General features: G+C 59.0%; 21 protein-coding genes. 10 read left to right on the top strand and 11 right to left on the bottom strand.

Annotated elements, in window-relative coordinates; translation table 11 throughout:
- Window positions 1-251 precede the first annotated feature (251 nt).
- From D8U60_RS25420 to D8U60_RS25440, 5 genes are all read right to left on the bottom strand, one after another.
- A complete protein-coding gene (locus D8U60_RS25420) occupies window positions 252-1,403 on the bottom strand; it encodes an acyl-CoA dehydrogenase family protein (protein ID WP_130901220.1) in 1,152 nt (383 codons plus the stop codon).
- Window positions 1,404-1,406: 3 nt separating this feature from the next.
- Window positions 1,407-2,513, bottom strand: a complete 1,107-nt coding sequence (locus D8U60_RS25425; protein ID WP_130901221.1) for an enoyl-CoA hydratase/isomerase family protein — start codon at window positions 2,511-2,513, stop codon at window positions 1,407-1,409.
- 241 nt (window positions 2,514-2,754) lie between these two features.
- Window positions 2,755-3,441, bottom strand: coding sequence for an HPP family protein (locus tag D8U60_RS25430; protein WP_130901222.1), 687 nt, complete (start codon window positions 3,439-3,441; stop codon window positions 2,755-2,757).
- Window positions 3,442-3,598: 157 nt separating this feature from the next.
- Window positions 3,599-4,777 (bottom strand): MFS transporter, encoded by a 1,179-nt coding sequence (locus D8U60_RS25435; protein WP_130901223.1) that lies wholly within the window; start codon window positions 4,775-4,777, stop codon window positions 3,599-3,601.
- Between the two features lie 241 nt (window positions 4,778-5,018).
- Window positions 5,019-6,398 (bottom strand): UDP-glucose/GDP-mannose dehydrogenase family protein, encoded by a 1,380-nt coding sequence (locus tag D8U60_RS25440; protein ID WP_130901224.1) that lies wholly within the window; start codon window positions 6,396-6,398, stop codon window positions 5,019-5,021.
- Window positions 6,399-6,641: 243 nt separating this feature from the next.
- Between D8U60_RS25440 and D8U60_RS25445 the strand changes: the two genes are divergently transcribed.
- Complete coding sequence (locus tag D8U60_RS25445) at window positions 6,642-7,580, top strand: tyrosine-type recombinase/integrase (RefSeq protein WP_307845070.1); 939 nt, start codon at window positions 6,642-6,644, stop codon at window positions 7,578-7,580.
- Between the two features lie 5 nt (window positions 7,581-7,585).
- Here the strand turns inward: D8U60_RS25445 and D8U60_RS25450 are convergent, their stop codons facing one another.
- The 5 genes from D8U60_RS25450 to D8U60_RS25470 all read right to left on the bottom strand — a co-directional run bounded on the left by D8U60_RS25450 (window position 7,586) and on the right by D8U60_RS25470 (window position 13,988).
- The gene (locus tag D8U60_RS25450) at window positions 7,586-8,137 is read right to left on the bottom strand and encodes a PqiC family protein (protein ID WP_024012957.1); all 552 of its coding nucleotides are present in this window, start codon (window positions 8,135-8,137) and stop codon (window positions 7,586-7,588) included.
- Between the two features lie 17 nt (window positions 8,138-8,154).
- On the bottom strand, window positions 8,155-9,810 hold the full coding sequence (locus D8U60_RS25455) for an MlaD family protein (protein WP_130901225.1): 1,656 nt from the start codon (window positions 9,808-9,810) through the stop codon (window positions 8,155-8,157).
- 245 nt (window positions 9,811-10,055) lie between these two features.
- A complete protein-coding gene (locus D8U60_RS25460; protein ID WP_130901226.1) occupies window positions 10,056-11,357 on the bottom strand; it encodes an FAD-binding oxidoreductase in 1,302 nt (433 codons plus the stop codon).
- Complete coding sequence (locus tag D8U60_RS25465; protein ID WP_016774728.1) at window positions 11,354-12,442, bottom strand: polyamine ABC transporter substrate-binding protein; 1,089 nt, start codon at window positions 12,440-12,442, stop codon at window positions 11,354-11,356. Before D8U60_RS25465 ends, D8U60_RS25460 begins: the two co-directional genes overlap by 4 nt.
- 187 nt (window positions 12,443-12,629) lie before the next feature.
- A complete protein-coding gene (locus D8U60_RS25470; protein ID WP_016774729.1) occupies window positions 12,630-13,988 on the bottom strand; it encodes a glutamine synthetase family protein in 1,359 nt (452 codons plus the stop codon).
- Between the two features lie 162 nt (window positions 13,989-14,150).
- On the opposite strand from D8U60_RS25470, the gene D8U60_RS25475 reads away from it, so the two are divergent.
- From D8U60_RS25475 to D8U60_RS25500, 6 genes are all read left to right on the top strand, one after another.
- The gene (locus tag D8U60_RS25475; protein ID WP_122507352.1) at window positions 14,151-15,047 is read left to right on the top strand and encodes a helix-turn-helix domain-containing protein; all 897 of its coding nucleotides are present in this window, start codon (window positions 14,151-14,153) and stop codon (window positions 15,045-15,047) included.
- A gap of 81 nt (window positions 15,048-15,128) precedes the next feature.
- A complete protein-coding gene (locus D8U60_RS25480; RefSeq protein ID WP_130901227.1) occupies window positions 15,129-15,638 on the top strand; it encodes a sigma-70 family RNA polymerase sigma factor in 510 nt (169 codons plus the stop codon).
- On the top strand, window positions 15,638-16,588 hold the full coding sequence (locus tag D8U60_RS25485; RefSeq protein WP_130901228.1) for a FecR family protein: 951 nt from the start codon (window positions 15,638-15,640) through the stop codon (window positions 16,586-16,588). The genes D8U60_RS25480 and D8U60_RS25485 overlap by 1 nt, the downstream gene beginning before the upstream one ends.
- Window positions 16,589-16,655: 67 nt before the next feature.
- Window positions 16,656-19,058: a TonB-dependent receptor gene (locus tag D8U60_RS25490; RefSeq protein ID WP_130901229.1), complete on the top strand. Its 2,403-nt coding sequence runs from the start codon at window positions 16,656-16,658 to the stop codon at window positions 19,056-19,058.
- 960 nt (window positions 19,059-20,018) lie between these two features.
- Window positions 20,019-20,360, top strand: coding sequence for a helix-turn-helix transcriptional regulator (locus tag D8U60_RS25495; RefSeq protein WP_162999773.1), 342 nt, complete (start codon window positions 20,019-20,021; stop codon window positions 20,358-20,360).
- Window positions 20,361-20,486: 126 nt separating this feature from the next.
- The gene (locus D8U60_RS25500) at window positions 20,487-21,599 is read left to right on the top strand and encodes a hypothetical protein (protein ID WP_130901230.1); all 1,113 of its coding nucleotides are present in this window, start codon (window positions 20,487-20,489) and stop codon (window positions 21,597-21,599) included.
- A gap of 120 nt (window positions 21,600-21,719) precedes the next feature.
- Here D8U60_RS25500 and D8U60_RS25505 read toward each other — a convergent pair whose 3' ends face one another.
- Window positions 21,720-22,346: a dTMP kinase gene (locus tag D8U60_RS25505; RefSeq protein ID WP_130901231.1), complete on the bottom strand. Its 627-nt coding sequence runs from the start codon at window positions 22,344-22,346 to the stop codon at window positions 21,720-21,722.
- Window positions 22,347-22,450: 104 nt separating this feature from the next.
- On the opposite strand from D8U60_RS25505, the gene D8U60_RS25510 reads away from it, so the two are divergent.
- The 3 genes from D8U60_RS25510 (at window position 22,451) to D8U60_RS25520 (ending at window position 25,825) form a co-directional block, all read left to right on the top strand.
- Window positions 22,451-23,512: an SDR family oxidoreductase gene (locus D8U60_RS25510; RefSeq protein ID WP_130901232.1), complete on the top strand. Its 1,062-nt coding sequence runs from the start codon at window positions 22,451-22,453 to the stop codon at window positions 23,510-23,512.
- Between the two features lie 189 nt (window positions 23,513-23,701).
- Complete coding sequence (locus D8U60_RS25515; protein ID WP_130901233.1) at window positions 23,702-24,667, top strand: alpha/beta hydrolase; 966 nt, start codon at window positions 23,702-23,704, stop codon at window positions 24,665-24,667.
- A gap of 207 nt (window positions 24,668-24,874) precedes the next feature.
- Complete coding sequence (locus tag D8U60_RS25520; RefSeq protein WP_130901234.1) at window positions 24,875-25,825, top strand: enoyl-CoA hydratase/isomerase family protein; 951 nt, start codon at window positions 24,875-24,877, stop codon at window positions 25,823-25,825.
- Window positions 25,826-25,962: the final 137 nt, after the last annotated feature.

Consider the following 25,962-nt stretch of genomic DNA (forward strand, 5'->3'; position numbering starts at 1 on the left):
GCCCCTCACCCTAGCCCTCTCCCCAGGGAGAGGGGACTGACCGCGTGATATGGGCGAATTACGCCGACCTGAAAAGTTGCCGCTGAATCCGTAACCGACCCGGTCGGCTCCCTCTCCCTGGGGAGAGGGGACTGACCGCGTGATATGGGCGAATTACGCCGACCTGAAAGGTTGCCGCTGAATCCGTAACCGACTCGGTCGGCTCCCTCTCCCTGGGGAGAGGGCTGGGGTGAGGGGTAGGGCCAACGCCATTACAACTGATAGTTCTTCAAATCCCGCGCAATCACCATCCGCTGTATCTCGCTCGACCCTTCATAGATCTGGGTAATCCGCGCATCGCGGTAGTACTTCTCGACCGGGTAGTCCTCCAGATAGCCATAGCCGCCATGAATCTGGATCGCCGACGAACAGACCTTCTCGGCCATTTCCGACGCGAACAGCTTGGCCTGCGAAGCCTCGGACAAGCATGGTTTGCCCGCCGTCCTCAGCCGCGCCGCATGCAAAATCAGCAACCGCGCAGCATTGATCTGCATGTGCATGTCAGCCAGCAGATTGGCGATGCTCTGGTGCTCGATGATCGGCTTGTCGAATTGCACCCGGTCTTTCGAGTATGCCAGCGCCGCTTCAAACGCCGCCCGGGCGATACCCAATGCCTGCGCGGCGATGCCGATGCGTCCGCCTTCAAGGTTGGACAGGGCAATCGCCAGGCCCTTGCCACGCTCGCCGAGCAGATTGGCCTCGGGGATGCTGCAGTTGTTCAGAGTCACCGCGCAGGTGTCGGAAGCACGGATGCCCATTTTGTGTTCGGTGCGATCGACGATGAAACCCGGTGTGTCGGTGGGCACCAGAAACGCTGACAGGCCTTTTTTGCCGAGATCCGGATCGGTTACCGCGAAGACGATCGCCAGTTTCGCCCGCTTGCCATTGCTGACAAATTGCTTGGCACCGTTGATCACCCATTGGCCGTCGCGCAGTTCGGCGCGGGTGCGCAGGTTGTGTGCTTCGGAGCCGGCCTGGGGTTCGGTCAGACAGAAGCAACCGATGGTCTGCCCACTGGCCAGATCGGCCAGCCAGGTCTGTTTCTGTTCGTCGCTGCCGTAGTTGAGCACCGGGCCGCAGCCTACCGAGTTGTGAATGCTCATGAACGCGCCGGTCGAGCCATCGCCGGCGGAAATTTCCTCGACGGCCAGGGCATAGGCGACGTAATCGACGTAGGTGCCGCCCCACTCTTCCGGCACAACCATGCCGAGCAGGCCCAGCTCACCCATCTTCGCCACCAGCGCGTCGTCGATCCAGCCGGCCTTTTCCCAGGCCTGGGCGTGGGGCGCGATTTCGCCACGGGCAAAATCCCGGGCCATGTCGCGGATCATCACTTGTTCTTCAGTCAGTTCGAGATCGTGCATGACTCAGCTCCCGCTCTCATCAAAACCATGGAAGAAGCTCGCCACCTGCGCAGCGTCCAGTGCAGCGACGGTCGGCGGGTTCCAGCGCGGTGACTTGTCCTTGTCGATCAACAGGGCGCGCACGCCTTCGATCAGGTCGCCACGGGCAAACCACTGGCGGTCCAGATGCAGCTCCAGCGCAAAGCAATTCTCCAGACTCAGGTGCCTGCCGCGACGGAGCATTTCCAGGGTCACGGCCATGGCCAGCGGCGAGCGGGTTTCCAGCAGATCCGCCGTGGTGACCGCCCATTCGTGGCTGTCGGCGACAGTGACGGCGCGCAATTGCTCGATCATGCTCGGCACGTCGGGCAGGGCGAAGAAGTGGTCGATGGCCGGGCGCAGCGCCTCAAGTGGGGCATCCGGCAGGGTTTGTACGGCGTGCTTGGCCAGCAGGTTCTGCAGCGACTTCAGCGGCGTGTCCTGCCACTCCATCTGATCGAGTTTCTCGTCGAGCAGGGCCAGTTTGCTGCTTTCCAGATACCAGTCGGCGAGGCCGCAGTACAGCGCATCGGCCGCGCGAATCTGCACGCCGCTGACGCCCAGATAAATCCCCAGTTCACCGGGAATGCGTGGCAGGAAATAACTGCCGCCGACGTCGGGGAAATAACCGATGGCCACTTCCGGCATCGCTAGTCGGCTCTTATCGGTGACCACGCGCAGATCGGCGCCTTGTACCAGGCCCATGCCACCGCCGAGGACGAAACCGTCCATCAGGGCCAGCACCGGTTTGCGGTAGTGATGAATCGTCAGGTCGAGGGCGTATTCCTCGACGAAGAAATCTTCGTGCAGCGTGTCGCCGCTCTTGTAGCTGTCGTATAGCGAACGAATATCACCACCGGCGCAAAAAGCCTTTTCCCCGGCACCGCGCAATACCACGGCGTGCACATCGGCGTCAGACGCCCAGGCATCGAGCTGCTGTTGCAGCAGACGCACCATGTCCAGGGTAATTGCATTGAGGCCCGCAGGGCGGTTGAGGGTCAGGTGGCCGATATGATTGCGCACCTCGGCCAGCACGTCGTTTGGTATGGCATCCATGGACGGGGTCCGCCGGGATGAAGCCTGAGCTGTCATCTGTAACTCCCTGCTTTTTATTGTCTTTATTCGAAAAGCCCGCGCGCGGGCGTTAGCGGATCGTAACAGTGCAAATTTGTCGTGTACAACGGGGATATGTGCAGGGGGAATCTGCGTTTTTCTCCTAGCGCCGCTTTCCGTGTAGGAGCTGACGAGTGCAACGAGGCTGCGATCTTTTGATCTTGTTTTTTGAAATCAACAGATCGCAGCCTCGTTGCACTCGTCAGCTCCTACAAAGGGATCATCTGAACGTTTCGGTAATGCTGCGGCGCTTGGCGTGCAGTTCGCTGGCGTGAATCAGGCGTTCGAGGTCTTCGGGGGTGACGTCGATGAAGGCTTCCATGTCGGCCAGCGCCAGTTTCAAGTCTTCGACGGTGATCGCCTGGCGGTCGACCGGGACCACTGGCGGTGCCGGGTCGGCAGCGCGTTTCGGATAACGGATGCGGGTGAGGTTGTTATAGGCCAGCGCGCTGACGAGCATGCACAGCGCGCCTAGCATGACCGGCTCCATGGCTTTCCAGTCCATGGCGATGGTCGCAGGGTCGGCCAGCACCAGTGTCAACGCCAAGGCACCGGCCGGTGGGTGCAGGCAACGCAGCCAGCACATCAGGATCACCGCCATGCCGGCGGCGAGGCAGGCGCTGCCCAGCGTACGGCCAAGCACATGGGCGACCAGCAAGGCGACCACGCCAGCACACAGGTAGCCGCCAAGAATCGACCATGGCTGGGCGAGGGCGCCCGAGGACACGGCGAACAGCAACACCGCCGAAGCGCCGAGCGGGCCGATCAGGTGAAAGGCAACGTCATGGCCGAACACCTGCGCGCACATCCACACACTGAACAGCGTGCCCAAGGCCATGCCGATCGCGGCACGGCTCCATTCAGTGGGGCGGGTGTTGATGGCAGCGGGCAACCAGCGAGCAAGCATGTAGAACTGATCCTTTACAAAAATCCGGGGCAAAAAAAAGGACTTGTCCGGCATATCCGGAAAGCCCTCGAAGCGTTCCAACATTGGGGGAGGAACGCGCGTAGTTTGCCGATCAAACTCGATGCTGACAAATTCATATAAATGCAGTTTTAGTGCACTATTTTTGCACTGAACGGGTGCGCCGCGCGCTGACGAAGCATAGATAACCGCCCAGCGCCGCCAAGCCGCTCAGGGCGTAGAACATGCTCGGCGCCGGCGTATGCATCAGCAGAAACCCGCACAGCACCGGGCTCGCCCCACCGCCGAGTGCCGCCAGGTTCTGCGCGCCGTAGTAGCTGCCGCGCAGTGTCTCCGGGGCGAGGGTGTCGACGAAGAGGAAGTCTGCCGGGTAAATGATCATCTCTCCCAAGGTGAAGATGAACATCGCCAGGCACCAGCCGAGCAGGCTGTCCGCCACACTGAAGCCAATCAACCCGACGATGAACAGCGCAGTGCCGCCGGCAATCCAGTGACGCAGGTGTTCGCGACTGAGCCAGCGACCGACCTGGTATTGCAGCAGGATCACTGTGATTGCGTTGCAGGCGAGCAGGGCGGCCATGGTGTCCAGGGTCTGTTGTTGGGTGTGGGTGACCAGCAGGTATTGCGACAGGTACAGGGTGAAGCGCCCGTGCACCAACGTGCTGAGCAGGCAGCCAAGGGTGAACAGCACCATGGTGCGGTCGTTTTTCAGGATCATCAGCGTGTTGAGAAAACTCTGCGGCGCGCTGGCGGCTGTTATCGGACGCACATCGCGGACTGCGCCGAGCAGCAGAAAAATACTGCCAATGGCGATCGCGCCGGCAACGATGAACGGCGCGGACGGCTGCACCCCGGCAATCACCACGCCAATCATCGGGCCGACGGCGTAGCCGATATTGGTCAGCGTGTAATTGAGGGAAAACGCCTTGACCCGCTGGCCCACCGGCAGGTTTTCACTGAGGATCGCCTTGGAGCCGATGAGGAACAGCGCCGACGCGGTTTCGCTGATGACCAGCACCACGGTGACCAGATAGAGATTCTGCGCGAAGGTCAGCAGGATCAGGCCGATACCGCTGGAGAGCATGGCCACAATCAGCAACTGGCGCTTGTCCAGCTTGTCGATGATGTAGCCGCCGTACAGCGACAGCAGCGTGGCGCTGAACACGGCGATGCCGAGCAGCAAGCCGACATCCTGCGGATTGAGGCCAAGCTTGTTGCTGAGGAACAGCGTCAGCAACGGACTGACCAGGGCGCGGCTGATGACCACGGTCAGCGAGCTGATCATCAACCGGCGAATGAACGGCGAATACATGGCCACGGAGGGGGAATGTCCTTATTCGGAATGGCTGGCGAACGCCATCCTCTCTGGGCAGCCGCCACCGGTCAAGCTGATACACCAGCGTCCCTCGGAGCACATGATTTCCCTGTGGGAGCGAGCCTGCTCGCGAAGGCGGCGGATCAGTCACCTCTAATGTCGCTGACATACCGTATTCGCGAGCAGGCTCGCTCCCACAAGGTCTGTGTAGCTCACAATTTGCAATGACTCCCTCAGGGCCAGTTCAAGCCACATCCGAAGCCGCCGGCCTCTGCCGCAAGGTGATCGGCAACTTGCACGATTCACCGCGCCCCATCGGGAAATACTGGAAACCATTGCGCGCCAGACGCTCGGCGTCGTACAAGTTGCGGCCGTCAAAGATCACCGGGCTGTTGAGGCGCTGTTTGATCAGCTCGAAATCCGGGGCTTTGAACTGTTGCCATTCGGTGCAGATGATCAGCGCATCGGCGCCGGCCAGTACCGATTCCGGCGTGCCCATCAGCATCAGTTTTGATTCATTTGGATAGAGATTCTGGGTTTCCACCATGGCTTCCGGATCAAACGCGCGCACGCTGGCCCCGGCGGCCCATAAATCTTCGAGCAGAACCCGGCTCGGCGCGTCGCGCATGTCGTCGGTGTTGGGCTTGAACGCCAGGCCCCACAAGGCAAAGGTCCTGCCGCGCAAGTCACCACGGTAGAACGCGTTGATGCGTTCAAACAGCTTGTGCTTCTGCCGCTGGTTGATGGCTTCTACCGCTTGCAGCAGATCACTGGAGCAATGCGCCTGTTCGGCACTGTGAATCAACGCGCGCATGTCCTTGGGAAAACACGAACCGCCGTAGCCGCAACCCGGGTAGATAAAGTGATAGCCAATCCGCGTATCGGCACCGATGCCCTGGCGTACTGATTCGATGTCCGCGCCGAGGTGCTCGGCGAGTTCGGCGATCTGGTTGATGAAGCTGATCTTGGTCGCCAGCATGCAGTTGGCGGCGTATTTGGTCAGCTCGGCGCTGCGCAGGTCCATGAACAGGATGCGGTCATGGTTGCGGTTGAATGGCGCGTACAGATCGCGCATCACATCGCGCACTTCAGCGCCTTCGCAACCGATGACGATACGATCCGGCCGCCGGCAATCAGCAACCGCTGAACCTTCCTTGAGAAATTCCGGGTTGGAGACAATATCGAACTGCAGCAGGCGGCCAATCTTGATCAGGGCTTTTTCGATGTGGCTGCGCAAAGCGTCGCCCGTGCCCACCGGCACCGTGGACTTTTCCACCACGATCAATGGCTGCTGGCGATGCCGGGCAATCGCGTCGCCGACCGACAGCACGTAGCGCAGGTCCGCCGAGCCGTCCTCGCGTGACGGCGTGCCCACCGCGATGAACGCCACCCGCCCATGCAACACCGCAAACCGCTCATCAGTAGTGAATTGCAGGCGCTGCGAATCCAGGCCCTCACGCACCAGGCTGGCCAGCCCCGGCTCGAAAATACTGACGTGGCCCTGGCGTAACTGCTCGATTTTCTGCGCGTCGACATCCATGCACACCACGTCGTGACCGACCTCGGCCAGCACCGCCGCTTGCACCAGACCGACATAACCACTGCCAAATACCGTGATCTTCATGCCGCACTCCTGTTCGCAGTCCCTGCATCGAACATAAGAGCGCGATGTTTCAGTTCGCCTACCGTGCTGATAAAGCAGCAAACAGACCGTTCGGGGAATGCCCGATTGACTTTTACGGCCTCGAACGGCAGGTTGTCGGCCTTTCGCGGTAACCCCTGTCATTGAGTCACGCCGTTTTTTTGCGTTTCATTTCATGCATTTATTGTTTTTGTTGAATCGTTTTTTATTTCAAGGCCGTTTCGTTTGAGTGATTTGTCGAGTACCCAACCTGCACCGTCCACCAGCAATCCGCTGACCGTTTACCTGGCGCGACTGGCACCTTCCAGCCAGTTGACCATGCGCTATGTGCTGCAAGATGCCGCTGACCGCCTCGGTTTCGAGGACGTCGATATCGAAGAAATCCCCTGGCACGGCCTGCAACCGGAAGACGTGGTGGCGCTGGTCGCCGCTTTGCGTGCCGACGGTTATGCACCGAACACCTCGTCGCTGTACGTCAATGCCGTGCGCGGGGTGATGAACGAGGCGTGGCGCATGAGCCTGATCAGCCAGGATCACCTGTTGAAGATGCGTTCGGTCAAGGGCATAGCTGGCACGCGGCTGTCCCAAGGGCGCAACCTCAAGCGCACGCTGATCCACGAACTGATGGAAGTCTGCGCTGCCGACCCGCGCCCGCAGGGCTTGCGTGATGCGGCGGTGATAGCGTTGCTGTATGGCACCGGCATGCGCAAGTCGGAATCGGTGGATCTGGATCTGAGTCAAGTCGACTTCAAAGAGCGCAGCCTGACCGTCACCGGCAAGGGCAACAAACAGCTGATCAAGTACGCGCCGGCCTGGGCCTTTGCCAAGCTCGATGCCTGGCTGGAACTGCGTCGTTCACAGCTCAAGGAAGGCGAGAGCGACGATGCATTCCTGTTCAATCGCATACGCCGGGGCAGCCACATCACCCGCGAGCGCATTACCAAACACGCGATTTACTACATCGCCCGCCAGCGCGGTACGCAGGTCGGGGTGAAAATCATGCCCCACGATTTTCGGCGTTCATTTATCACCCGGGTGATCGAAGAGCACGACCTGTCGATCGCGCAGAAACTCGCGCATCACAGCAATATCCAGACGACCGCCAACTACGATGTGCGCGATGACAACGAGCGGCGGCGGGCGGTGGATCGCTTCGATTTGTGACGCGTTTAGCCCGATGAAGGGCAATTGCGCGCGGCCGTCGCAGCCTGAGTGATTTGTGCAGCAAGCCGTTTGACGTTGTTCTGTTGCGCAGTCACCAGCTCTTCGATGCTTGGCCCTGAAGGCGTCTGCAACACCGAGCGACAGGTCAGTAGCGCCGCGTCTTCAGCACCCAGCGGACGCACTCGCCATTTCACGTCGATCAAGGCGTACTGGCCGGGAATCGAATCGAAGCGCTGCACGTCGATACGCACGGAGGCGCGCTGCTGGCCGACACCGCTGCTCAATTGATCGATCAGCGCGCCGCGCAACTCATCGGCAAGGGTGGCGCTCCACCAATCGGTTTCCAGAATCGCCACGCCGCTGTTGCCCTGGCGAATCACAATCTGCGCGCGATCGACCTGTGGCGGCACGCTGATGCTTTCGATGGCGATGTCGGCGCCGTTGCGGCTGGCACCCGGTTGCGCCGGGGTCAGTGTGTGAAAGCTGATCGGGTCGCTACGGCACGCAGTCAGCAGCACGAAGGCAGCGAGCACGGTGATCTTCAACGGTAAAGCCATGGATTCAGCTCCTGTGCTCAATTGCGTGGCGGTCCTTTGAGGTCCAGCGGCGCGGCGTTGTCGGGACGCCCGCGAATCAGCGACTCAGGGTGGCGACCGAGGTAATCCGACAGCTCTCGCAACGAGCGCGACATGCGCCCGAGCTCGTCGAGGGTCTCGGTGAGTTGCTCGCGTTGCGGTGAATCCTCGGCGAGGGTCGCATTGGCGGACTGCAAGGTCTTGCTGACATCGGCGAGGGTGCTCTGTACACCCGGCAGAGTCCTGGCGTTGAACTGCTTCAGGCCCTTGCGCAGCTCGACCAGATTGCCGTCGAGGTTGCTGGCGATGCGTTCAACCGGCAATGCGTTGATCTTGTTCACCATCGCCTCGAGTTTTTCCTGCAACTGTTCGAGGCTGCCGGGAACGGTCGGAATGGTGACCGGCCGTGCCTTGGGGTCGAACGCGACTTTCGGCGCTTTGGGGTAGAAATCCAGCGAAATATACAACTGACCGGTGAGCAGGTTGCCATTGCGGGCCTGGGCGCGCAGGCCATTTTCAATGAACGTGCCGATCAGGCGCGCGCCGGTGGCCTCGTCGTTTTCGTCGCCATGGTAGGTCTTGAGAATCTTCGCGTGGGCACGGCCGAGTCGCTGCGGATAAATGACAATGCCGACATTCACTGGAAAGGTGCGTTTGACCTCGTCAAAGTCGAGATTGACCGCCACCACCCGGCCGATTTCGATACCGAGAAACTCGACAGGCGCATCCACCTTGAGGCCGCGCAAGGCCTGATCAAACCGCAGCGCCAGGTATTGCGCCTTGCCGTCGGGCGGGGCGAGGGCGGCGGTCTGGTTGGCAAACAGCTCGAAACTCTTGTCGTCGCTGGCCGGCTTATCGTCGGGGCTGTAGTCCGGGGCGCGGAAAGCGATGCCGCCCACCAGCAGGGTCGACAGCGACTCGGTTTTCACCGCAAAGCCGTTGGCGCCGACATTGATGTCGATGCCACTGGCGTTCCAGAAGCGGGTATTTTCGGTGACGTAGGCATCGTTGGGCGAATGCACGAATACTTCGATATTGACGCCTTTGCCGTCCGGGTCCAGCGCGTAGGACACGACCTGGCCAACCGGAATCTTGCGGTAATAAACGGGGGAGCCGATGTCCAGCGAGCCAAGGTCTGCGGTGTGCAGCGTAAAGCGTTTGCCCGGTTCGCCGTAGGTGATCGGCGGCGGGTTCTCCAGACCTTTGAAGTTTTTTGAGCGGGTATTGGCTTGACCAATGTCGGCGCCGATGTAATCGCCCGACAGCAGTGTATCGATGCCCGAGACGCCGCCGGCGCCAATGCGCGGACGCACCACCCAGAATTGCGAATCCTCGCGGGTGAAGGCTTCGGCTTGCTTGGCCAGTTTGATCGTGGCGTTGACGTGTCTATGGTCGTTGGCCAGTTCAACGTCGGAGACATGGCCGATGACCACGTTGCGGTATCTGACTTCGGTCTTGTTTGCGGTCAGACCATCGCCGGTCTTGAAGGTAACGGTGATGACCGGGCCTTCTTGAAGGATGTTGTGAATCACCAACGAAATCCCGACCAGCACCGCCACAATCGGCACGATCCATACCAGTGAAATCGCGAAACGGCGGGTTTTGATCGGCGCTTGACCGGGTGCTAGCGGCTCATCGCTGGCTGACGACTTCATCCATGTCCTCCTCAATTTATCGGGCACTGAGCGTCAGGAACGCAAAAGCACCTCATCAATATAGAAGTGCTTGGCGATAGAGCAAATGTGTATAGCTGGCGTGGGACGCGATTGCGGTGCAAGGAGTTGCCGAACACTGCGACCTGATCGTTCCCATGCTCTGCGTGGGAATGCCGCCCGGGACGCTCTGCGTCCCAAGATCGCAGCCTTCGGCAGCTCCTACAGGGGCCAGAGTCGTGGCGGGCTCAGCCGAGCATTTCGCGCAGGCGATACCAGAACATGCCCAGCGCCAGCAGCGGCGAACGCAAGGCCGGGCCACCGGGGAAGGTCATGTGCGGCACGCCGCTGAACACGTCCATGCCCTGGCTGTGCCCGGCATGAATGGCTTCGCCCAACAACTTCGCGCACCAGTGCGTGACGTTGAGGCCATGGCCGGAATAACCCTGCGCGTAAAACACGTTCGGGTGCTGTTTGAGTCGGCCAACCTGGGGGAAGCGATTGGCGGTAATGCCGATCTTGCCGCCCCATTGGTAGTCGATTCGCAAATCGGCCAGTTGCGGGAACACCTTGAGCATTTTCGGGCGCATATAGGCGGCGATGTCCGCCGGATCGCGCCCGGAATAATGACAAGCGCCGCCAAACAGCAACCGTCGATCAGCCGAGAGTCGGTAATAGTCCAGTCCGACTTTTTGATCGCACAGCGCCAGGTTCTGTGGAATCAACTGCGCGGCACGGCTTTCGTCCAGCGGCTCGGTGGCAATGATGTAACTGCCAGCGGGCAGAACTTTGCCGCTGAGTTTCGGCTCGAGGTCATCCAGATGCGCGTTGCAACCAAGCACCAGACTGCCGGCGCGCACTGAACCGGTGGCGCAGCGCACCTCGACGGTCGGGCCATGGAAGATTTCCAGCACCGGACTCTGCTCAAAGATACGCACGCCCAGCGATGCCGCGAGACGCGCCTCACCTTGCACCAGATCAAGCGGATGCAAGTGCCCCGAACCCATGTCGATCAATCCGCCGGCGTACACACCGGCGTCGACCACTTGCTGCCGGATCTGTTCCGGCCCGACCAGCCTGGTTTCGTGGGCATAGTCGAGTTCGGCGAGGCTGTCCTGTTCCTGCTTGAACGCGGCGAATTGCGCGGCGGTGTTGGCCAGTTCGCAAAAGCCCCAGCGCAGATCACAGGCGATGGCGTTGTCAGTGATGCGCTGGCGCACCAGCTCCACCGAATCGATACCGGCGCGCTGTAAATAGCGCACGCCGTCCTGGCCAACGTAGCGAGCGAACCCCTCGACTTCATGGCCGATACCGCGAATCAGCTGACCGCCATTGCGCCCGCTGGCGCCCCAGCCGATACGTCGCGCCTCGAGCAACACCACCGACAGACCGCGCTGCGCCAGCTCAATCGCGGTATTGACGCCAGTGAAGCCGCCACCGATTACGCAGACATCAGCAAGCAAATCACCATCCAGCGCAGGGTAGGGCGTGCTCGCCCGCGCAGAAGCGGCGTAATAAGAGCCGGTGTGTTGTGCGCTGTGCTGATTCATTTGTTCGACTTCACTTTGCTCCACGACCGGGTCATCAGACGCATGATCGCCTGGGGCGGGGTCGAGGAAATGTAGAGTTTGTCGAGCACCGACTGCGGCGGGTAAACCTCAGGATTGTTGACCAGTTCCTCATCCATGAACGGCTTGGCCGCCGGGTTCGGATTGGCGTAGCCGACGGTGGCGCTGACTTTGGCGATCACCTGCGGATCGAGCAGGTAATTGATGAAGGCGTGTGCCTCTTTGGCGTTGCTCGCGTCGGCTGGGATCGCCAGCAGATCGAACCACAGGTTGGCGCCTTCCTTGGGGATGGCGTAAGCGATATTCACGCCGTTCTTGGCTTCCTTGGCGCGGTTGGCTGCCTGGAACACATCGCCGGAGTAACCGAACGCAACGCAGATGTCGCCATTGGCCAGGTCCGACACGTACTTGGAGGAATGGAAATAGGTGATGTACGGACGGATGCTCAGCAGCTTGGCTTCGGCCTTTTTGTAGTCTTCAGGGTTTTCACTACGCGGGTCCATGCCCATGTAGTTGAGGATGGCCGGGAAGACTTCGTCGGCGGAATCCATCATCGACACGCCGCACTGGCTGAGCTTCTTCAGATTTTCGGGTTCGAACAGCACGGCCCAGGAGTCGATGTGGTCGATGCCGAGCACTTGCTTGACCTTGTCGACGTTGTAACCGATGCCGTTGGTGCCCCACAGATAGGGAACCGAGTGCGCATTGCCGGGATCATTTTTCTCAAGCAATTCAAGCAGTTTCGGGTCAAGGTTCTTCCAGTTTGGTAACTGTGAACGATCGAGCTTCATGAACGCGCCGGCCTTTACCTGACGGGCGAGGAAGTGGTTGGACGGCACTACCACGTCGTAACCGGTGCGGCCGGCGAGGAGTTTGCCTTCAAGGGTTTCGTTGGAGTCGAAGACGTCGTAGATCACCTTGATCCCGGTCTTGCTCTGGAAGTCGGCGAGGGTGGTTTCGCCGATGTAGTCGGTCCAATTGTAGACACTGACCTGGGGCTCGGCGTGGGCTACGGCACTGAACAGCACGCTCAGTGCGACCGGGAGTACGGATTTCAATAGACGCATTTCGACACCTCTTCTTGTAATGATCGTTCCCACGCTCTGCGTGGGAATGCCGCAACGGACGCTCGGCGTTCGGCTTTGAATGGGACGCAGAGCGTCCCGTGATGCATTCCCACGCGGAAGCGTGGGAACGATCAACTGTGCGGCCGTCTTCGCGAGCAGGCTCGCTCCCACAGGGACGGGCTCGCCGTCAGACGCTGAGCAGCAGGAACTCCCGCTCCCACGAGCTGATCACGCGCTTGAAGTTTTCATGCTCGGCGCGTTTGACCGCGACGTAGCCGCGGACGAATTTGCTGCCCAGGTACTCGGCGACCTTCGGGCACTCTTCCATCTGCGTCAGGGCTTCTTCGATGGTGATGGGCAGGCGCAGATTGCGCCGTTCGTAGGCCCGGCCTTCGACCGCCGCGCTCGGCTCGATCTTCTCGACCATGCCGATGTAGCCGCACAGCAGGCTCGCGGCAATCGCCAGATACGGGTTGGCGTCGGCGCCGGGCAAGCGGTTCTCCACGCGCATCGATTCAGGCCCGGAAGTCGGCACACGCAGGCCCACCGTGCGGTTCTCTTCACCCCATTCGACGTTGACCGGCGCCGAGGTGTCCGGCAGGAAGCGGCGGAACGAATTGACGTTCGGCGCGAACATCGGCAGCACTTTCGGGATGTACTTCTGCAGGCCACCGATGTGATGCCGGAACAGTTCGCTCATGTTGCCCTCGGCATCGGCAAAGATCGGCTGACCCGTCGCGATCTCGACCACACTCTGGTGCAAGTGCATGGCGCTGCCGGGCTCGTCGCCGATCGGTTTGGCCATGAACGTCGCAGTGACATTGTGCTTGAGCGCTGCTTCGCGCAGGGTGCGTTTGAACACGGTGATCTGGTCGGCCAGATCCAATGCATCGCCATGGCGGAAGTTGATTTCCATCTGCGCCGGGCCGTCTTCGTGGATCAGCGTGTCGAGATCCAGGCCTTGCAGTTCGCACCAGTCGTAGACGTCTTCAAACAGCGGATCGAATTCGTTGGCGGCATCGATCGAGAATGACTGGCGACCGCTTTCCGCACGACCCGAACGACCCAGCGGTGCCTTGAGCGGCAGGTCCGGATCTTCACAGCGCTGGGTCAGGTAGAACTCCATTTCCGGCGCGACAATCGGCTTCCAGCCCTTGTCGGTGTAGAGCTGCAGGACTTTCTTCAGCACGTTGCGCGGCGACAGTTCGATCGGATTGCCAAACTTGTCGAAGGTGTCGTGGATGACGATGGCGGTCGGCTCGATGGCCCACGGAATGACATACACGGCATCGGAAACCGGTTTGCACACCATGTCGATGTCGGCCGGATCGAGCAGGTCGTAGTAGATGTCGTCGTCGACAAAATCCCCGGTTACCGTTTGCAGCAGCACGCTCTCCGGCAGGCGCATGCCGCGCTCATGCAGGAACTTGTTGGTCGGTGCAATCTTGCCGCGGGCGATGCCGGTCAGGTCGCTGACCACGCATTCGACTTCGGTAATCTTGTGATCTTTCAGCCAGGTGAACAGCTGATCGAAAGGGGCGTTCATAAAGACCTCGTTATTGGTTTTGTAGACGCCGGGGAGGGCGGGTTTCATCTTCCGCCCCTTCCCCTGTGGCGCGTTGGCGACTATCTTGGGCGCGGCTTGCGATTCCATCTATCCACTTTCAGCAGCACCAAAGCGCACCAAAAGAGTGCGCAAGGTCACCCCATGACAACGTGCAATCCGCTTCAGGTACAAGCGTTCAACACCGCCGACGTGGCCGAGCAAATCCGCGCTACACCGGGCTGGGTCCAGCATTACCAGCAGATGTCGCCGGGGCATTTCGCCGGGCAGATTCGCTATCTCGATCTGCAGGGCGTCGAGGTTTACGAAGAACAGATGAACACCCGGGTCGAGCAGAATTTCAGTGCGCCATCCGGTGCTCTGGCGTTCTGTTTCGATCGCAGCGACAACGCGCTGTACCTGCTCAACGAAGAGAGCCGCAACATCTGGATCACCCCGGAGAACTACCGGGAAATCGCTGTGGTGTTCGGTCCGGATTTCGTCCGCGAGCACGGTTTGCAAGTGGCAAAGCTCGAGGGTTTGTTCATGGCGCCGCTGAACTGCGGCCAGAACGCTTTGTTCAGCGGCTGGTTAAGCTCGATTCTCACGAAGTTGTCGCAAGCTGCTGATCCACTTGATAAAGATCGTCTGACTCAACAGTTGCTTGAGGACTGCCTGTTCATCCTTGATAACGCTCACACCAGCCTTGATCGCAGCGGATTGCAGCGGCGCAACAACGAACGCCAGATCATCAAAAGAGTAGGGGAGTGGGCGGCTGATTCGCCGGAAGACACGGTCAATCTGCTCGAACTTTCTCACGTTGCCGGCGTGCCGCTGCGCCAGTTGCAACAGGCATTCAAGGCCTACACCGGGATGACCCCGAGCCACTGGTTACGGCTGAGGCGGCTGAACAGTGCGCACCGTGAATTGCTCAAGCGCAGGCCCACGGAAACCACCGTTGCGGAAGTGGCGATGCGCTGGTCGTTCTGGCATCTGGGGCGGTTTTCCAGCAGTTACCGCGCGCTGTTCAAGGAGCTGCCGAGCGAAACGCTCAAGCGCTGAGCAGAAAAAGGCTTTGTGTCCTTCGAGAAGTTAAATAGAATCAGTCTCATTTGAATCTACCTTCGCGCAGGGTCTCTTGAGATGATTGAAGCTACGTCACCGTCGGAGCAGAGCCTGCAGCAGTTGTATCGCGAGCACCGCGGCTGGCTGGAAACCTGGCTGCGCCGGCGCATGGGCAATGCGTGGGATGCGGCGGACCTCAGCCAGGACACCTTTCTGCGCGTCCTGTGCAACGCGCCGCCACTGGCCGAGTTGCGCGAGCCGCGCGCGTATTTGCTCACCGTCGGCAAACGCCTGCTGAGCAATTTCTACACGCGGCGCCATCTGGAAAAAGCCTACCTCGACGCCTTGGCGCAATTGCCGGAAGCGTGCGCACCGTCGCCGGAACAGCGCTGGTTGCTGCTGGAAACCTTGCAGGCGCTGGATGAATTGCTCGATGGCTTGCCGCGCCCCGTGCGCCGGGCATTTCTTTGGAGTCAACTCGAGGGCCTTGGCTACCGCGAGATTGCCGAACGCTTGCAGGTTTCCGAGCGCACGGTGAAACGCTACATGGCCCAGGCGTACGAGCATTGCCTGCTGGTGGAGCTGTGATGCGCGTTGCCCCCAACGATGAAACGCGGGAAGTGGCGAGGGCGGCGGCGCAATGGCTGGCCTTGCTCGAATCCGGCGGCGCCAGTGATGAAGATCACGCCCAATTGCAGCATTGGCGCGCCAGTGACAGTCGCCACGAAAACGCTTGGCAGAAAATCCAGCAACTGCGTCAGCGCTTTGCAGGTTTGCCGCCGACACTGGCCATGGCCACGCTGGATCGGCCTGATCCGGCGCGGCGCGCGGCACTCAAGCGTGCCCTGGGCGTAGCGGCGCTGGTGCCGGCGGCGTGGTTGATCAGTCGGGAGCTGCCGCTGGAGGTCTGGCGTGCCGATTTGCACACCAGCACTGGCGAGCGACGCAAAGTGCAGTTGGCCCAGGATTCTTCATTGCAACTCAACACCGACAGCGCGGTGAATGTCGATCTGCCTGCACGTCAGCTGACACTGATTCGTGGCGAGATGGCGCTCAACGTGGCGGGCGATTCAGCCTTTATCGTCAACGCGCCTTATGGGCGGATGATCGTCAATCACAGCGACATCTCGGTGCGCCTCAATGCACGCGATTGCCAGGTCTGCGTGCTGCGCGGTTCGGTGCAATTGCAGCCGCTGCACGGCCCGGCGCTGGTATTGCAGCAGGGCCAGCAAGTCAGCCTGCAAGCTTCGGGCGCGGGGGCGGTGACGGCATTCGATGCGTTGATGCCCGGTTGGCGCGACGGTGTGCTGATGGCGCAAAACCAGCCGCTGGGTGATTTCCTTCGCGAGCTGAGTCGCTACCGCTCGGGCGTGCTGCGCTGGGATCCGGCGCTGGAATCGCTGCGCATCACGGGTAGTTTCCGCCTCGACGATACCGATCAAGTACTGGCACTGCTGGCAGCCAGTTTGCCCGTCGACGTGCACACGCGAACGCGATTTTGGGTGTCACTGGTACCGCGCGTAGAAAAAACTGGCTGAAGCCTGTCCCTTTTTTTCGCCTCGCTGGTCATTCCAGGCAAGTGAACAAAATCGAGAGCTTCTTCCAATGCCCGCAGTATTTCCAGGTCGTTTGCGTCCGTTGTTGCAGTTGAGCCTTTTGCTGAGCCTGAGTGCCAGCCCCGTGTTGATCCAATCGAGCTGGGCCGACGATGGCAGCCGCCGCAGTTATCAGGTGCCGGCCGGTAGTCTGAGTGCGGCGCTGACGCGGTTCGCCGGCCTCGCTGGAGTCAATCTTTCGGTGGATCCGGCGCTGGTCAGCGGCCGCAACAGCAATGGTTTGTCCGGTGAATATGGCGTGGAGGAGGGGTTCAGCCGGTTGTTGCTGGGTTCGGGGTTGCAGCTGCAACCGGTCGGCGATCAGGCTTATACGCTGGTGCCCGCAGCGCAAGGCAGCACCTTGCAACTTGCGCCGACATCCATTCTCGGCGCGAGCGGTTCAGCGGATGCCGATGTATTCGCCGGCGGTCAGGTCGCGCGGCGGGGTTCGCAAGGGCTGTTGGGCTCCAGGGATTTCATGGAAACCCCGTTCAGCATGACCACCTACACCAGCGAAACGGTGAAAAACCAACAGGCGCGCACCCTCGGCGACTTGATCGGCAGCGACCCTTCGGTACGCGCAACCAACCCGGCCGGTGGACGCTACGAGCAATTCACCATCCGTGGTTTCAGCCTGTTCAACAGTGACGTTGCCTACAACGGCCTCTACGGAATCTTGCCGACGTACACCATTGATATGGAAATGGCTGATCGCGTCGACATCCTCAAAGGCCCGAGCCAATTGATCAACGGGATTTCGCCACGGGGCAGTGTAGGAGGGGGGATCAACGTCGTGCCGAAACGCGCGACCGACAAGCCGATCACCTCGCTGACGGCCAACTACGCCTCGAATAATCAAGTCGGCGGCGCGGTGGATGTCGGAAGGCGTTTTGGTGACGAAAACCAATTCGGTCTGCGCTTCAACGGTGTCAAACAGTCCGGTGATACCGAATGGGATCACCAGAGCGTCGATCGCGACATGGCGGTCCTTGGTCTGGATTTCCGTGGTGAACGCTTGCGACTTTCCACCGATATCGGCCACACCGAACGCGACACCGACGCGCCGCAGGAACGCGTACAAGTCGCCGCCAATGCCAAGGTGCCGAACTCCAATGATGTGCGCGATAACTATGCGCAACCCTGGAGCCGGGCGCGCACTAAAGACACTTTCGGCACGGTGAACGGCGAGTTCGATGTCAGCGATTCGGTCATGCTGTATGGCGGCGTCGGCGCACGCAAAAGCAATCATGACTTCTTGCGCCATGCCGTTTCGGTGACCAACGATGCCGGTGATTTCAGCGTCCAGCCGCGAGATTTCACCCGCGACGAAAACGTGCGTACCGCTACCGCTGGGGTGCGCAACTGGTTCCACACCGGGCCGGTCAGCCATGAAGTGAACCTGGCGGCCAACTACTTTTATATGGACTTCGAAAACGGCGGCGCCCGTTACGCGGCCGGGCGCAGTAATCTCTACGACCCGGTGGAAATCGCCAGACCCGGCACGCCGACCCGCAATGACGCCAAGGTCTACACAGAGAACCGCTTCAGCGGCGTAGCGCTGTCGGACACACTCGGCTTCTTCGACGATCGTCTGTTGCTGACTTTGGGGGCGCGCTGGCAGCGAGTCAAAGTCGATGACTGGAGCGACGGCATCAAGGGCGACACGGCTTACGATGAGGAAAAAGTCTCGCCATCGGGCGGGATTCTGTTCAAGGCGACGGACAAACTTTCGCTGTACGCCAACTACATGGAAGGTCTGAGCCAAGGCAAGATCGCGCCATCGACATCTATCAACGAAGACGAAATCTTCCCGCCATTCATCAGCCGCCAGGTTGAAGTCGGCGCAAAGTACGACGCGGGCTCATACGCGCTGACGGCAGCGGTGTTCCGCATCAAACAGCCTGCCTACGAAACCAACGCCACCACACGAGTCTTCGGCCCGAACGGCAAGCGTGAGAACAACGGCGTAGAACTGAGCGTGTTCGGCGAACCGCTCAAGGGCTTCCGATTGCTCGGCGGTGTGATGTACATCGACAGCGAACTGACCCACACCACCAACGGCACATTCGACGGCAACCGCGCACCGGCGACACCGAAATACAACGTCAACCTTGGTGCAGAGTGGGACGTGCCGACTGTGCAGGGTTTGACGTTGACCAGCCGTGGAATCTATTCGAGTTCGCAGTATCTGGATCAGGCGAACGACAAGGAAATCGACTCCTGGGAACGGCTCGATGTAGGCACACGCTATGCTTTCAAGCTGGACGAGAAGACGATCACCTTGCGCGCCAATGTCGAAAACGTACTGGATAAACGCTACTGGAGCTCAGCGGGCGCTTCGGATGACAGCGAACCGGGATTGACGCTTTCGACGCCGCGAACGTATCTGCTGTCGGCGACGGTAGACTTCTAATGGAGCAGGGTAAGTGCGTCAATCGTCGCCTAAAATACGTTAACTACACTAAATGACCGTTTAGTTGAGCTAACAAAAACATTCAAGAATATCGAGATGGCCTGCCAGCGTAATCAGAACCTAAACCAATTTTTTTAGAATTATGCTTTCAGGTAATGTCGGCTAAAGCAAAAGAGCATAAGAAACTGTTAGTTCTTACAGTTTTAAAATAGCCTCAAGGGTCGAATGATAGGTGTTGTGTGACGAATCCCATTCCATAATAGAGAATCGACCATGACAAACTTCAGCGATGCCGAACTTATAGAACTGACTCCAGAGCAATTGACGCAATTGACGCCTGAACAGCTGACACGACGAAACATACTGATTGAAAAGAAAAGGTGCACACAGCAGAAGGTTTACAAGCCAATTGATAGTGTACTGCCAACTGAGGACTTGTAGATCCTCATAAAGCGGTCTAACCCATTCCAAAGAAAGGAAATCCCAGTAACGTTCGCGTTAGTGGGATTTCGCCAAGCGGATATATCGGGTCATCGACAGGATCGAGGTGAGGATTCGAGGCCGGATTGAGGAAAGAACGAAGCTGTTGCGTGACAAGAGATTCGAATCCCACGGACTACACGCGGACGTCGTAATATCTTGTTACGTGTAATGTATATTATGTTAAATCGCGAATAAGGCATCGACTGGAGTGAAGTTTATCCAGCATCGCTATTCTCCTACCCTGGCCTCTCATCACCTTGGCCGGACACCTACCTTTGCTCTCTGTCAGCAAAGTTCATATCACGGCACATGAGTTCGTCTTTAGCATGGCCGAGAGCAATCGTTGGCGCGCTGCCGGCTGACAGTTACCACACTCGATTCGCTCTTGGGGGCTTCACCCGCCTTAAACCCGGAGAGGCTGCGGACTTCTGAAGCTTTCGATGCCTCTCCGAGTAAAGGACGAAGAAAGATATGGAAATGCATGGCATCAAAAGCTACGGCGAGAGACTTCAGTTCGCTTATACCCTTCGTGGGTTTCCAAAGCTCTACGCGCTGTCACACCGAATCGGCGTGACGGATAGTGCCCTCAGTCGGTGGTTTCGTTCAGAGCCAATCAGTATGGAGAATTTTGCCAAGCTGTGCGTCGAGCTGAACGTCAATGCGGATTGGCTTCTGCTCGGCCGTGGGCAACACACGCTCGCCGCGATGCATGACGCGCCGCATCGCAAAGCGCTCGCGGACGTGATTGAAAGAATGGCCGACAACGACGTTCGTAACCTCGCCAAGTTTCTTGATGAAGTGACCACTCCAGCACCTTGAGCGCCGCGCAATATTTTCAGGGCAATTCGTGAGCACTGCTCAACCGACTGAGCTTCACGAAGGGTCCGATATTGATAACTTCTAGATGCCCAAGCAATGACGCCTGGGAATGAGCTGGAGATCATCATGTGCACTAAGGAATCTGCAAAAGCTGATGTAGAAGTGAAGTTCGAGTCCCAGAAAACGTTCAGCCTCTTCGGTCGCAACATCTCAACTTGCCAAGCGGCCCTGGGGGCCGGTGCTCACGTGCAAGTAACCAATACAGAAGGCCTGTCCTACCACCTGAATGTCTTCGCGAAATGCGAGTGCGACGGGCTTCTGAAGAGACTCAACGTGGCAATCGACAAGTCCATAGGTAACCCTCCCGAAGGATTGCGCGACGTCCCTTTCACCATCGACCGCACTTCCCATCCCGACTGGCGCTCTCGTCAAGCCTATCTTCGCGATGGTGTGGGATTTACGAGCAGGATCATCACCTGCGCATGGCCTGCCCTTGCGCCGGCTAAGCTGGGCGGCGTGCTAACCGGTGGAACTACGACGACAATCGACGCCACAGCCATCGACTCGCAGTTGGTTTATGCCATGACCGATGCTACCCCGGAGCAGGTCAGCGCATACTCTCACCTGAACCTCTACGCACAGGGGGCTGCGCGCGCCGTCCTGAAAAAAAAGGGCGTGGACATCACCAATACGGACTATCTGCAGACGAAGCAATGGTTCGATGCTGTGGTTTACCAACTGACCGATCTGGGCTTTACCGTAAAGGCAGCGAGCGGCGGCCAGGTCAGGCAGGATGTCTCTTCTGGTGACGTGGACATCGGTAGTTTGCTGACCACCATCGTTGGCACGTATCTGGGAGCGGCGGAACTCGAGAGTTTCAAGCAGCTCGCGACGCTCTTGGCCAAGGATCCCAACGATTCCGGTACCCACGACTTCATGACCTTCTGGTGGAACAAGGCCAGCACCAAGGACGGCCGTACGACTGTCGCCTTTGGCCCCATCAAGAACGATCAGGGCATGGCTTCGGTGACGGTGGTTTACCTCGTGTTGGATGTAGAATTCACAGACTGGCGCTCACTGTTTGTCAGCTACCACCATGAAGGTGTATTGATCCGCAGCGCTGCCATTACCCTGGATCTCGACATGGAGGTCTACAGTAAAAATGAAAAAGCAATCTTCGACGCCATCTCCGGCGCAGTGGCCAATCACATCAAGACTCAGGAACTGAGTTTTGACTGATAGCCCATAAATACGGGGCTCCAGCACATATTCGCAACGCTGGAGCCACGTTTTTTTGTGCAATGGCACTTTCCGCGCTGCCTTTCTTAGTCGACCGTGATCTGCCCTGAAGGACTGGCGCTAAGGAACACGCAGGCGGCTCACCACCCGATTAATCTCCCCTACCACCCGCCCCGTCGCCTCCTCGATCGTCCCTTCATTCCGACACAAAAACCAACCCTGATCGGCAGCGGCCACCTCAAACGCCTCAGTACAAGCGACATGCTCCTCCAGACCGCGAAGTACAGTACTGCTCAAGCCGCGCCGGCGTGCCCCTGCCCTCGCCCACGAAATCTCCGCCGCTGTGACCACCCCCACATGCAGGTCGGGCACCTGTACGTTGCGGTCAGTGTTCAACTGCAGGATTTCAGCGAAAGGCACTATCCGGCGAAACGCGGCATCGGACGGGTACCAGCGATCGATCAGGATGATGCTGTCGGCGGGTTGTTTGGTCAGCACGTGCTGGGAGATCCAGCGGCGGCTATCAGCCAGGCGTTGGCAAACTTCCAGTTCCAGATCCCGGTCAGGATGGCGGACGAGCCGGTTCACCAGATGCATTGTCTCGCCCCTGAACGGGTCGCTTTTTTTCTCGCACAGTCGGATGACTTTCTGGTTGTCTGCCCTCAGGACTTCAGTGATGGCCTCCAACAGCGAGGTTTTGCCGACGCCTTTGGGGCCATCCAGAGCGACAAACAGCGGACGAGTCATTTTTCTCACAGGCTTTAGCGGGTAGTAGCGCGCACTCTAACGGATTTTCAGGTTGAACCTCTGTTGCTCAGACGGACTCCCAAACTCAAATCCAGGAGAAACCTATGACCCAGACAGCTCTAGTCGTGGGCGCCAGCGGCATCGTCGGTAGCGCCATCACTCAGTTACTCATCGACAACCAGTGGCAGGTCGCTGCGCTGTCGAGGCATCCATCGCAAGCGCAAGGCGTGATCCCTGTCGCGGCAGACCTTCAGGATCCTGCTTCTCTGGAACAGGCGCTAAGGGATGTGAAACCCACGCATGTGTTCATTACCACATGGTCGCGGCAAGCCACGGAGGCCGAAAACATTCGCGTCAATGCAGCCATGGTGCGCAACGTCCTCGCCGCTATTCGCCCAGCCAAAAGCGTCAAACACGTAGCACTGGTTACCGGCCTGAAACACTACCTCGGCCCGTTCGAAGCCTACGGTAAGGGCAGTCTGCCGCAGACACCGTTTCGCGAAGAACAGGGTCGCCTCGATGTCGAGAACTTCTATTACGCCCAAGAAGACGAACTCTTCGCCGCTGCGGAAAAGGACGGTTTCACCTGGAGCGTGCATCGCCCGCATACCGTCACCGGGGTGGCCGTGGGCAATGCGATGAACATGGCAACCACCCTCGCCGTCTATGCCTCGATTTGCAAACACACCAATCGCCCTTTCGTGTTTCCAGGATCAAAAGTGCAGTGGGACAGCCTCACCGACATGACCGATGCGCGGCAGTTGGCGAAACAGCAACTGTGGGCGGCCACCACGCCGGCTGCGGCAAATCAGGCATTCAATATCACCAATGGCGATGTATTCCGCTGGAAATGGATGTGGAGCCGAATTGCCGAATACTTCGACCTGCCTGCTGCTGACTATCCTGCGTCACCTTCGCCTCTAGAGAAGCAGATGGCGGACGATCAAGCCGTTTGGGCGCAAATAGTCGCAGAACACGATTTGAAAGAATCCGATATCGGTCGCCTGATTTCCCCATGGCATACCGATGCCGACCTCGGTCGGCCCATCGAAGTGGTCACGGATATGTCGAAAAGCCGCCTGATGGGCTTCACTGCCTACCAAGCGAGTGATCAGGCATTTTTCGACGTGTTCGACAAACTGCGAGAGATGCGCTTGATGCCTTAGGCTGTTCCAGACCCGCCATTACAAATCCACCGCGCTCCAATAAGAGCGCGCGGGGACGTGCGGGGTGTGTATCGCTGTGTAAGTTTCCCCGGGAAACATACCGGCGATTACAAAACCGATACAGGGTGGATACATCGAGGTGGCACCGTTATCAGTCACCTCCTTCCACCCTTCTGTCGGAGCCCTGCGATGAGTAAATTGTTGTCTGCCCTGGCCCTTGGTTGCGCTTTGGGTTTGTCTCTTTCCAGCACTACCCAAGCTGCCGATTCGGCGGGATATTCCACCGCGCAACTGGCCGTTGCCTACCGAAGTATCAAAGTCGATGACCTGACGATTTTCTACCGTGAAGCCGGTCGGCCGGATGCGCCTACCTTATTATTGCTGCACGGTTTCCCCAGTTCTTCACGCATGTATGACCCGCTGCTGGCGCGTCTGGCTGAGCATTACCATCTGGTTGCGCCGGACTATCCGGGCTTTGGTCATAGCGATGCGCCCGACCCCAAGGCGTTTGCCTATACCTTCGATCATCTGGCCAGTGTAATGGAGCATTTCACTGACGCGTTGGGGCTGAAAAATTATGCGCTGTATGTTCAGGATTACGGCGGCCCCGTGGGCTTCAGGTTGATGCTGGCTCATCCTGAACGGTTGCAGGCGCTGATTGTCCAGAATGCAGTGTCCCATGAGGATGGTTTAGGGCCGTTGTGGCAAAAACGTCGTGAGTTCTGGGCCAATCGGGCGGCAAACGAGGCGGGACTGCGGGCAAGTTTTTTCTCCTTCGCGACCACTCGGCAACGGCACGTGGGGGCCAACCCGAATATCGAGGTTTTCAACCCGGATCTGTGGACCGATGAGTTCAACTTCCTGAACCAGCCGCAGCAAGCGGATATACAGAGTGATCTTTTCTACGACTATCGCAACAACGTGGCCAGCTATCCGAAGTGGCAAGCGTGGTTGCGCGAACATCAACCGCCGACCCTGGTGGTGTGGGGCAAGTTTGATCCGTCTTTTGATGTGGCGGAGGCCGAGGCGTATCGCCGGGATTTGCCGAATGCAGAGATTCATGTATTGGAGGCCGGGCATTTCGCGCTGGATGAGCAGCCTGGGCAGATTGCCGGGTTGGTGGGGGCATTTCTTGGTAAGCATATGAGGGACTGAATTCGGCTCGACTGACTTGTTTGCAAAACTGGCTTCCATCAACAGAAACCTTGGCTTGCGCCACGGCTGCCGCTGGTAGTGGCGCCTGAATTTGCCAAAACGCGGCTGCCGATCATACTGCTGAGTCGAGCATCATCCGGTGCTCGTGATCCTGAACAGGATTCAGGTCAATTCATCGCAGTTCATTCGATTAAGTTGGAGTTCTCCATGAAACTACGACGTATCGTAAGCGCGACTCTCGCCGTCAGCATGCTGCTTGGCGGTACTGCCATGGCGGGTCAAGCCCTGGCAGCCGACTCTGCCAGCTCCCCTAAATCTGCCAGCTCCTCACCCAACCAGTTTCTCATTGAAAAAATCAGCCCGGAATACTGGCGGGTGCAAATCAATAACCCGCCTTTCAACATATATGGCCCTGACTCTACCTTTCAGCTCGAGAAGGTGATCAGCGCGATCGAAAGCGACAACAAGCTCAAAGTGGTGGTCTTTGAAAGCAAGGTTCCTGGTTTCTTCCTGACCCACTACGACTTTGCGGAGCCTCTGGAGCGCACCCTGCAAATGCCTAACGGGAAGACCGGCCTACCGCCACTTCCGGACATGCTGGTACGCCTGAGTAAGTCCCCAGTGGTTTCCATCTCGATGATCAACGGCCGCGCCTCAGGCGTAGGCAGCGAACTGGCCCTGGCCAGCGATATGCGTTTTGCCAGCGATAAGGCAGTGCTGTCCCAATTTGAAATTGGCGCCGGCTTTGTCCCTGGTGGAGGCCCAATGGCACGTCTGCCGCGTCTCATCGGCCGCGGCCGCGCATTAGAGGTCTTGCTGAGCGGTAGCGACATCGACGGCAAGCTGGCCGAGCGTTATGGCTACGTAAACCGCAGTTTCCCCGAAGGTGAACTGAACGGTTTTGTCGACACTCTGGCTCGCCGCATTGCCACCTTCGACAAGCAGTCTCTGGGCGAGATCAAGGATCTGGTGAACATAGCCTCCCTGCCCCCAAACGAAGACATCGGTAAGGAATGGACAGGTTTTCTCAACTCGGTTCGACGCCCCGCAGCCCAGCACCATATCGGCCGGCTCATGGAACTAGGCCTGCAACAAAAAGCCGATGTGGAAATCAACCTCCCCAAATATACCGGCCAGGTCAGCGCCGAGAAAAAATGAACCGCAGATAACTGCGACAGTACTGATTTACAGGGCTGGGCCAGGCTTAGCCCTTCACTCCAGCACAATATCTGTCATGCCGCGGCTGCATTCAACGCCTGGCAGACTCGCATTCGCGCGCAGTTCACGCACGGGTT

The organism is Pseudomonas sp. Sample_11 (assembly GCF_004307505.1).
Taxonomy (GTDB): domain Bacteria; phylum Pseudomonadota; class Gammaproteobacteria; order Pseudomonadales; family Pseudomonadaceae; genus Aquipseudomonas; species Aquipseudomonas atacamensis.

Coding starts and splice junctions, on each gene's coding strand:
- D8U60_RS25460 (WP_130901226.1), bottom strand. CDS start 11,357: ATGAATCAGCACAGCGCACAACACACCGGCTCTTATTACGCCGCTTCT.
- D8U60_RS25440 (WP_130901224.1), bottom strand. CDS start 6,398: ATGAAGATCACGGTATTTGGCAGTGGTTATGTCGGTCTGGTGCAAGCG.
- D8U60_RS25465 (WP_016774728.1), bottom strand. CDS start 12,442: ATGCGTCTATTGAAATCCGTACTCCCGGTCGCACTGAGCGTGCTGTTC.
- D8U60_RS25515 (WP_130901233.1), top strand. CDS start 23,702: ATGAGTAAATTGTTGTCTGCCCTGGCCCTTGGTTGCGCTTTGGGTTTG.
- D8U60_RS25490 (WP_130901229.1), top strand. CDS start 16,656: ATGCCCGCAGTATTTCCAGGTCGTTTGCGTCCGTTGTTGCAGTTGAGC.
- D8U60_RS25520 (WP_130901234.1), top strand. CDS start 24,875: ATGAAACTACGACGTATCGTAAGCGCGACTCTCGCCGTCAGCATGCTG.
- D8U60_RS25455 (WP_130901225.1), bottom strand. CDS start 9,810: ATGAAGTCGTCAGCCAGCGATGAGCCGCTAGCACCCGGTCAAGCGCCG.
- D8U60_RS25485 (WP_130901228.1), top strand. CDS start 15,638: ATGCGCGTTGCCCCCAACGATGAAACGCGGGAAGTGGCGAGGGCGGCG.
- D8U60_RS25470 (WP_016774729.1), bottom strand. CDS start 13,988: ATGAACGCCCCTTTCGATCAGCTGTTCACCTGGCTGAAAGATCACAAG.
- D8U60_RS25475 (WP_122507352.1), top strand. CDS start 14,151: ATGACAACGTGCAATCCGCTTCAGGTACAAGCGTTCAACACCGCCGAC.
- D8U60_RS25495 (WP_162999773.1), top strand. CDS start 20,019: ATGCATGGCATCAAAAGCTACGGCGAGAGACTTCAGTTCGCTTATACC.
- D8U60_RS25510 (WP_130901232.1), top strand. CDS start 22,451: ATGACCCAGACAGCTCTAGTCGTGGGCGCCAGCGGCATCGTCGGTAGC.
- D8U60_RS25420 (WP_130901220.1), bottom strand. CDS start 1,403: ATGCACGATCTCGAACTGACTGAAGAACAAGTGATGATCCGCGACATG.
- D8U60_RS25480 (WP_130901227.1), top strand. CDS start 15,129: ATGATTGAAGCTACGTCACCGTCGGAGCAGAGCCTGCAGCAGTTGTAT.
- D8U60_RS25500 (WP_130901230.1), top strand. CDS start 20,487: ATGTGCACTAAGGAATCTGCAAAAGCTGATGTAGAAGTGAAGTTCGAG.
- D8U60_RS25505 (WP_130901231.1), bottom strand. CDS start 22,346: ATGACTCGTCCGCTGTTTGTCGCTCTGGATGGCCCCAAAGGCGTCGGC.
- D8U60_RS25425 (WP_130901221.1), bottom strand. CDS start 2,513: ATGACAGCTCAGGCTTCATCCCGGCGGACCCCGTCCATGGATGCCATA.
- D8U60_RS25430 (WP_130901222.1), bottom strand. CDS start 3,441: ATGCTTGCTCGCTGGTTGCCCGCTGCCATCAACACCCGCCCCACTGAA.
- D8U60_RS25450 (WP_024012957.1), bottom strand. CDS start 8,137: ATGGCTTTACCGTTGAAGATCACCGTGCTCGCTGCCTTCGTGCTGCTG.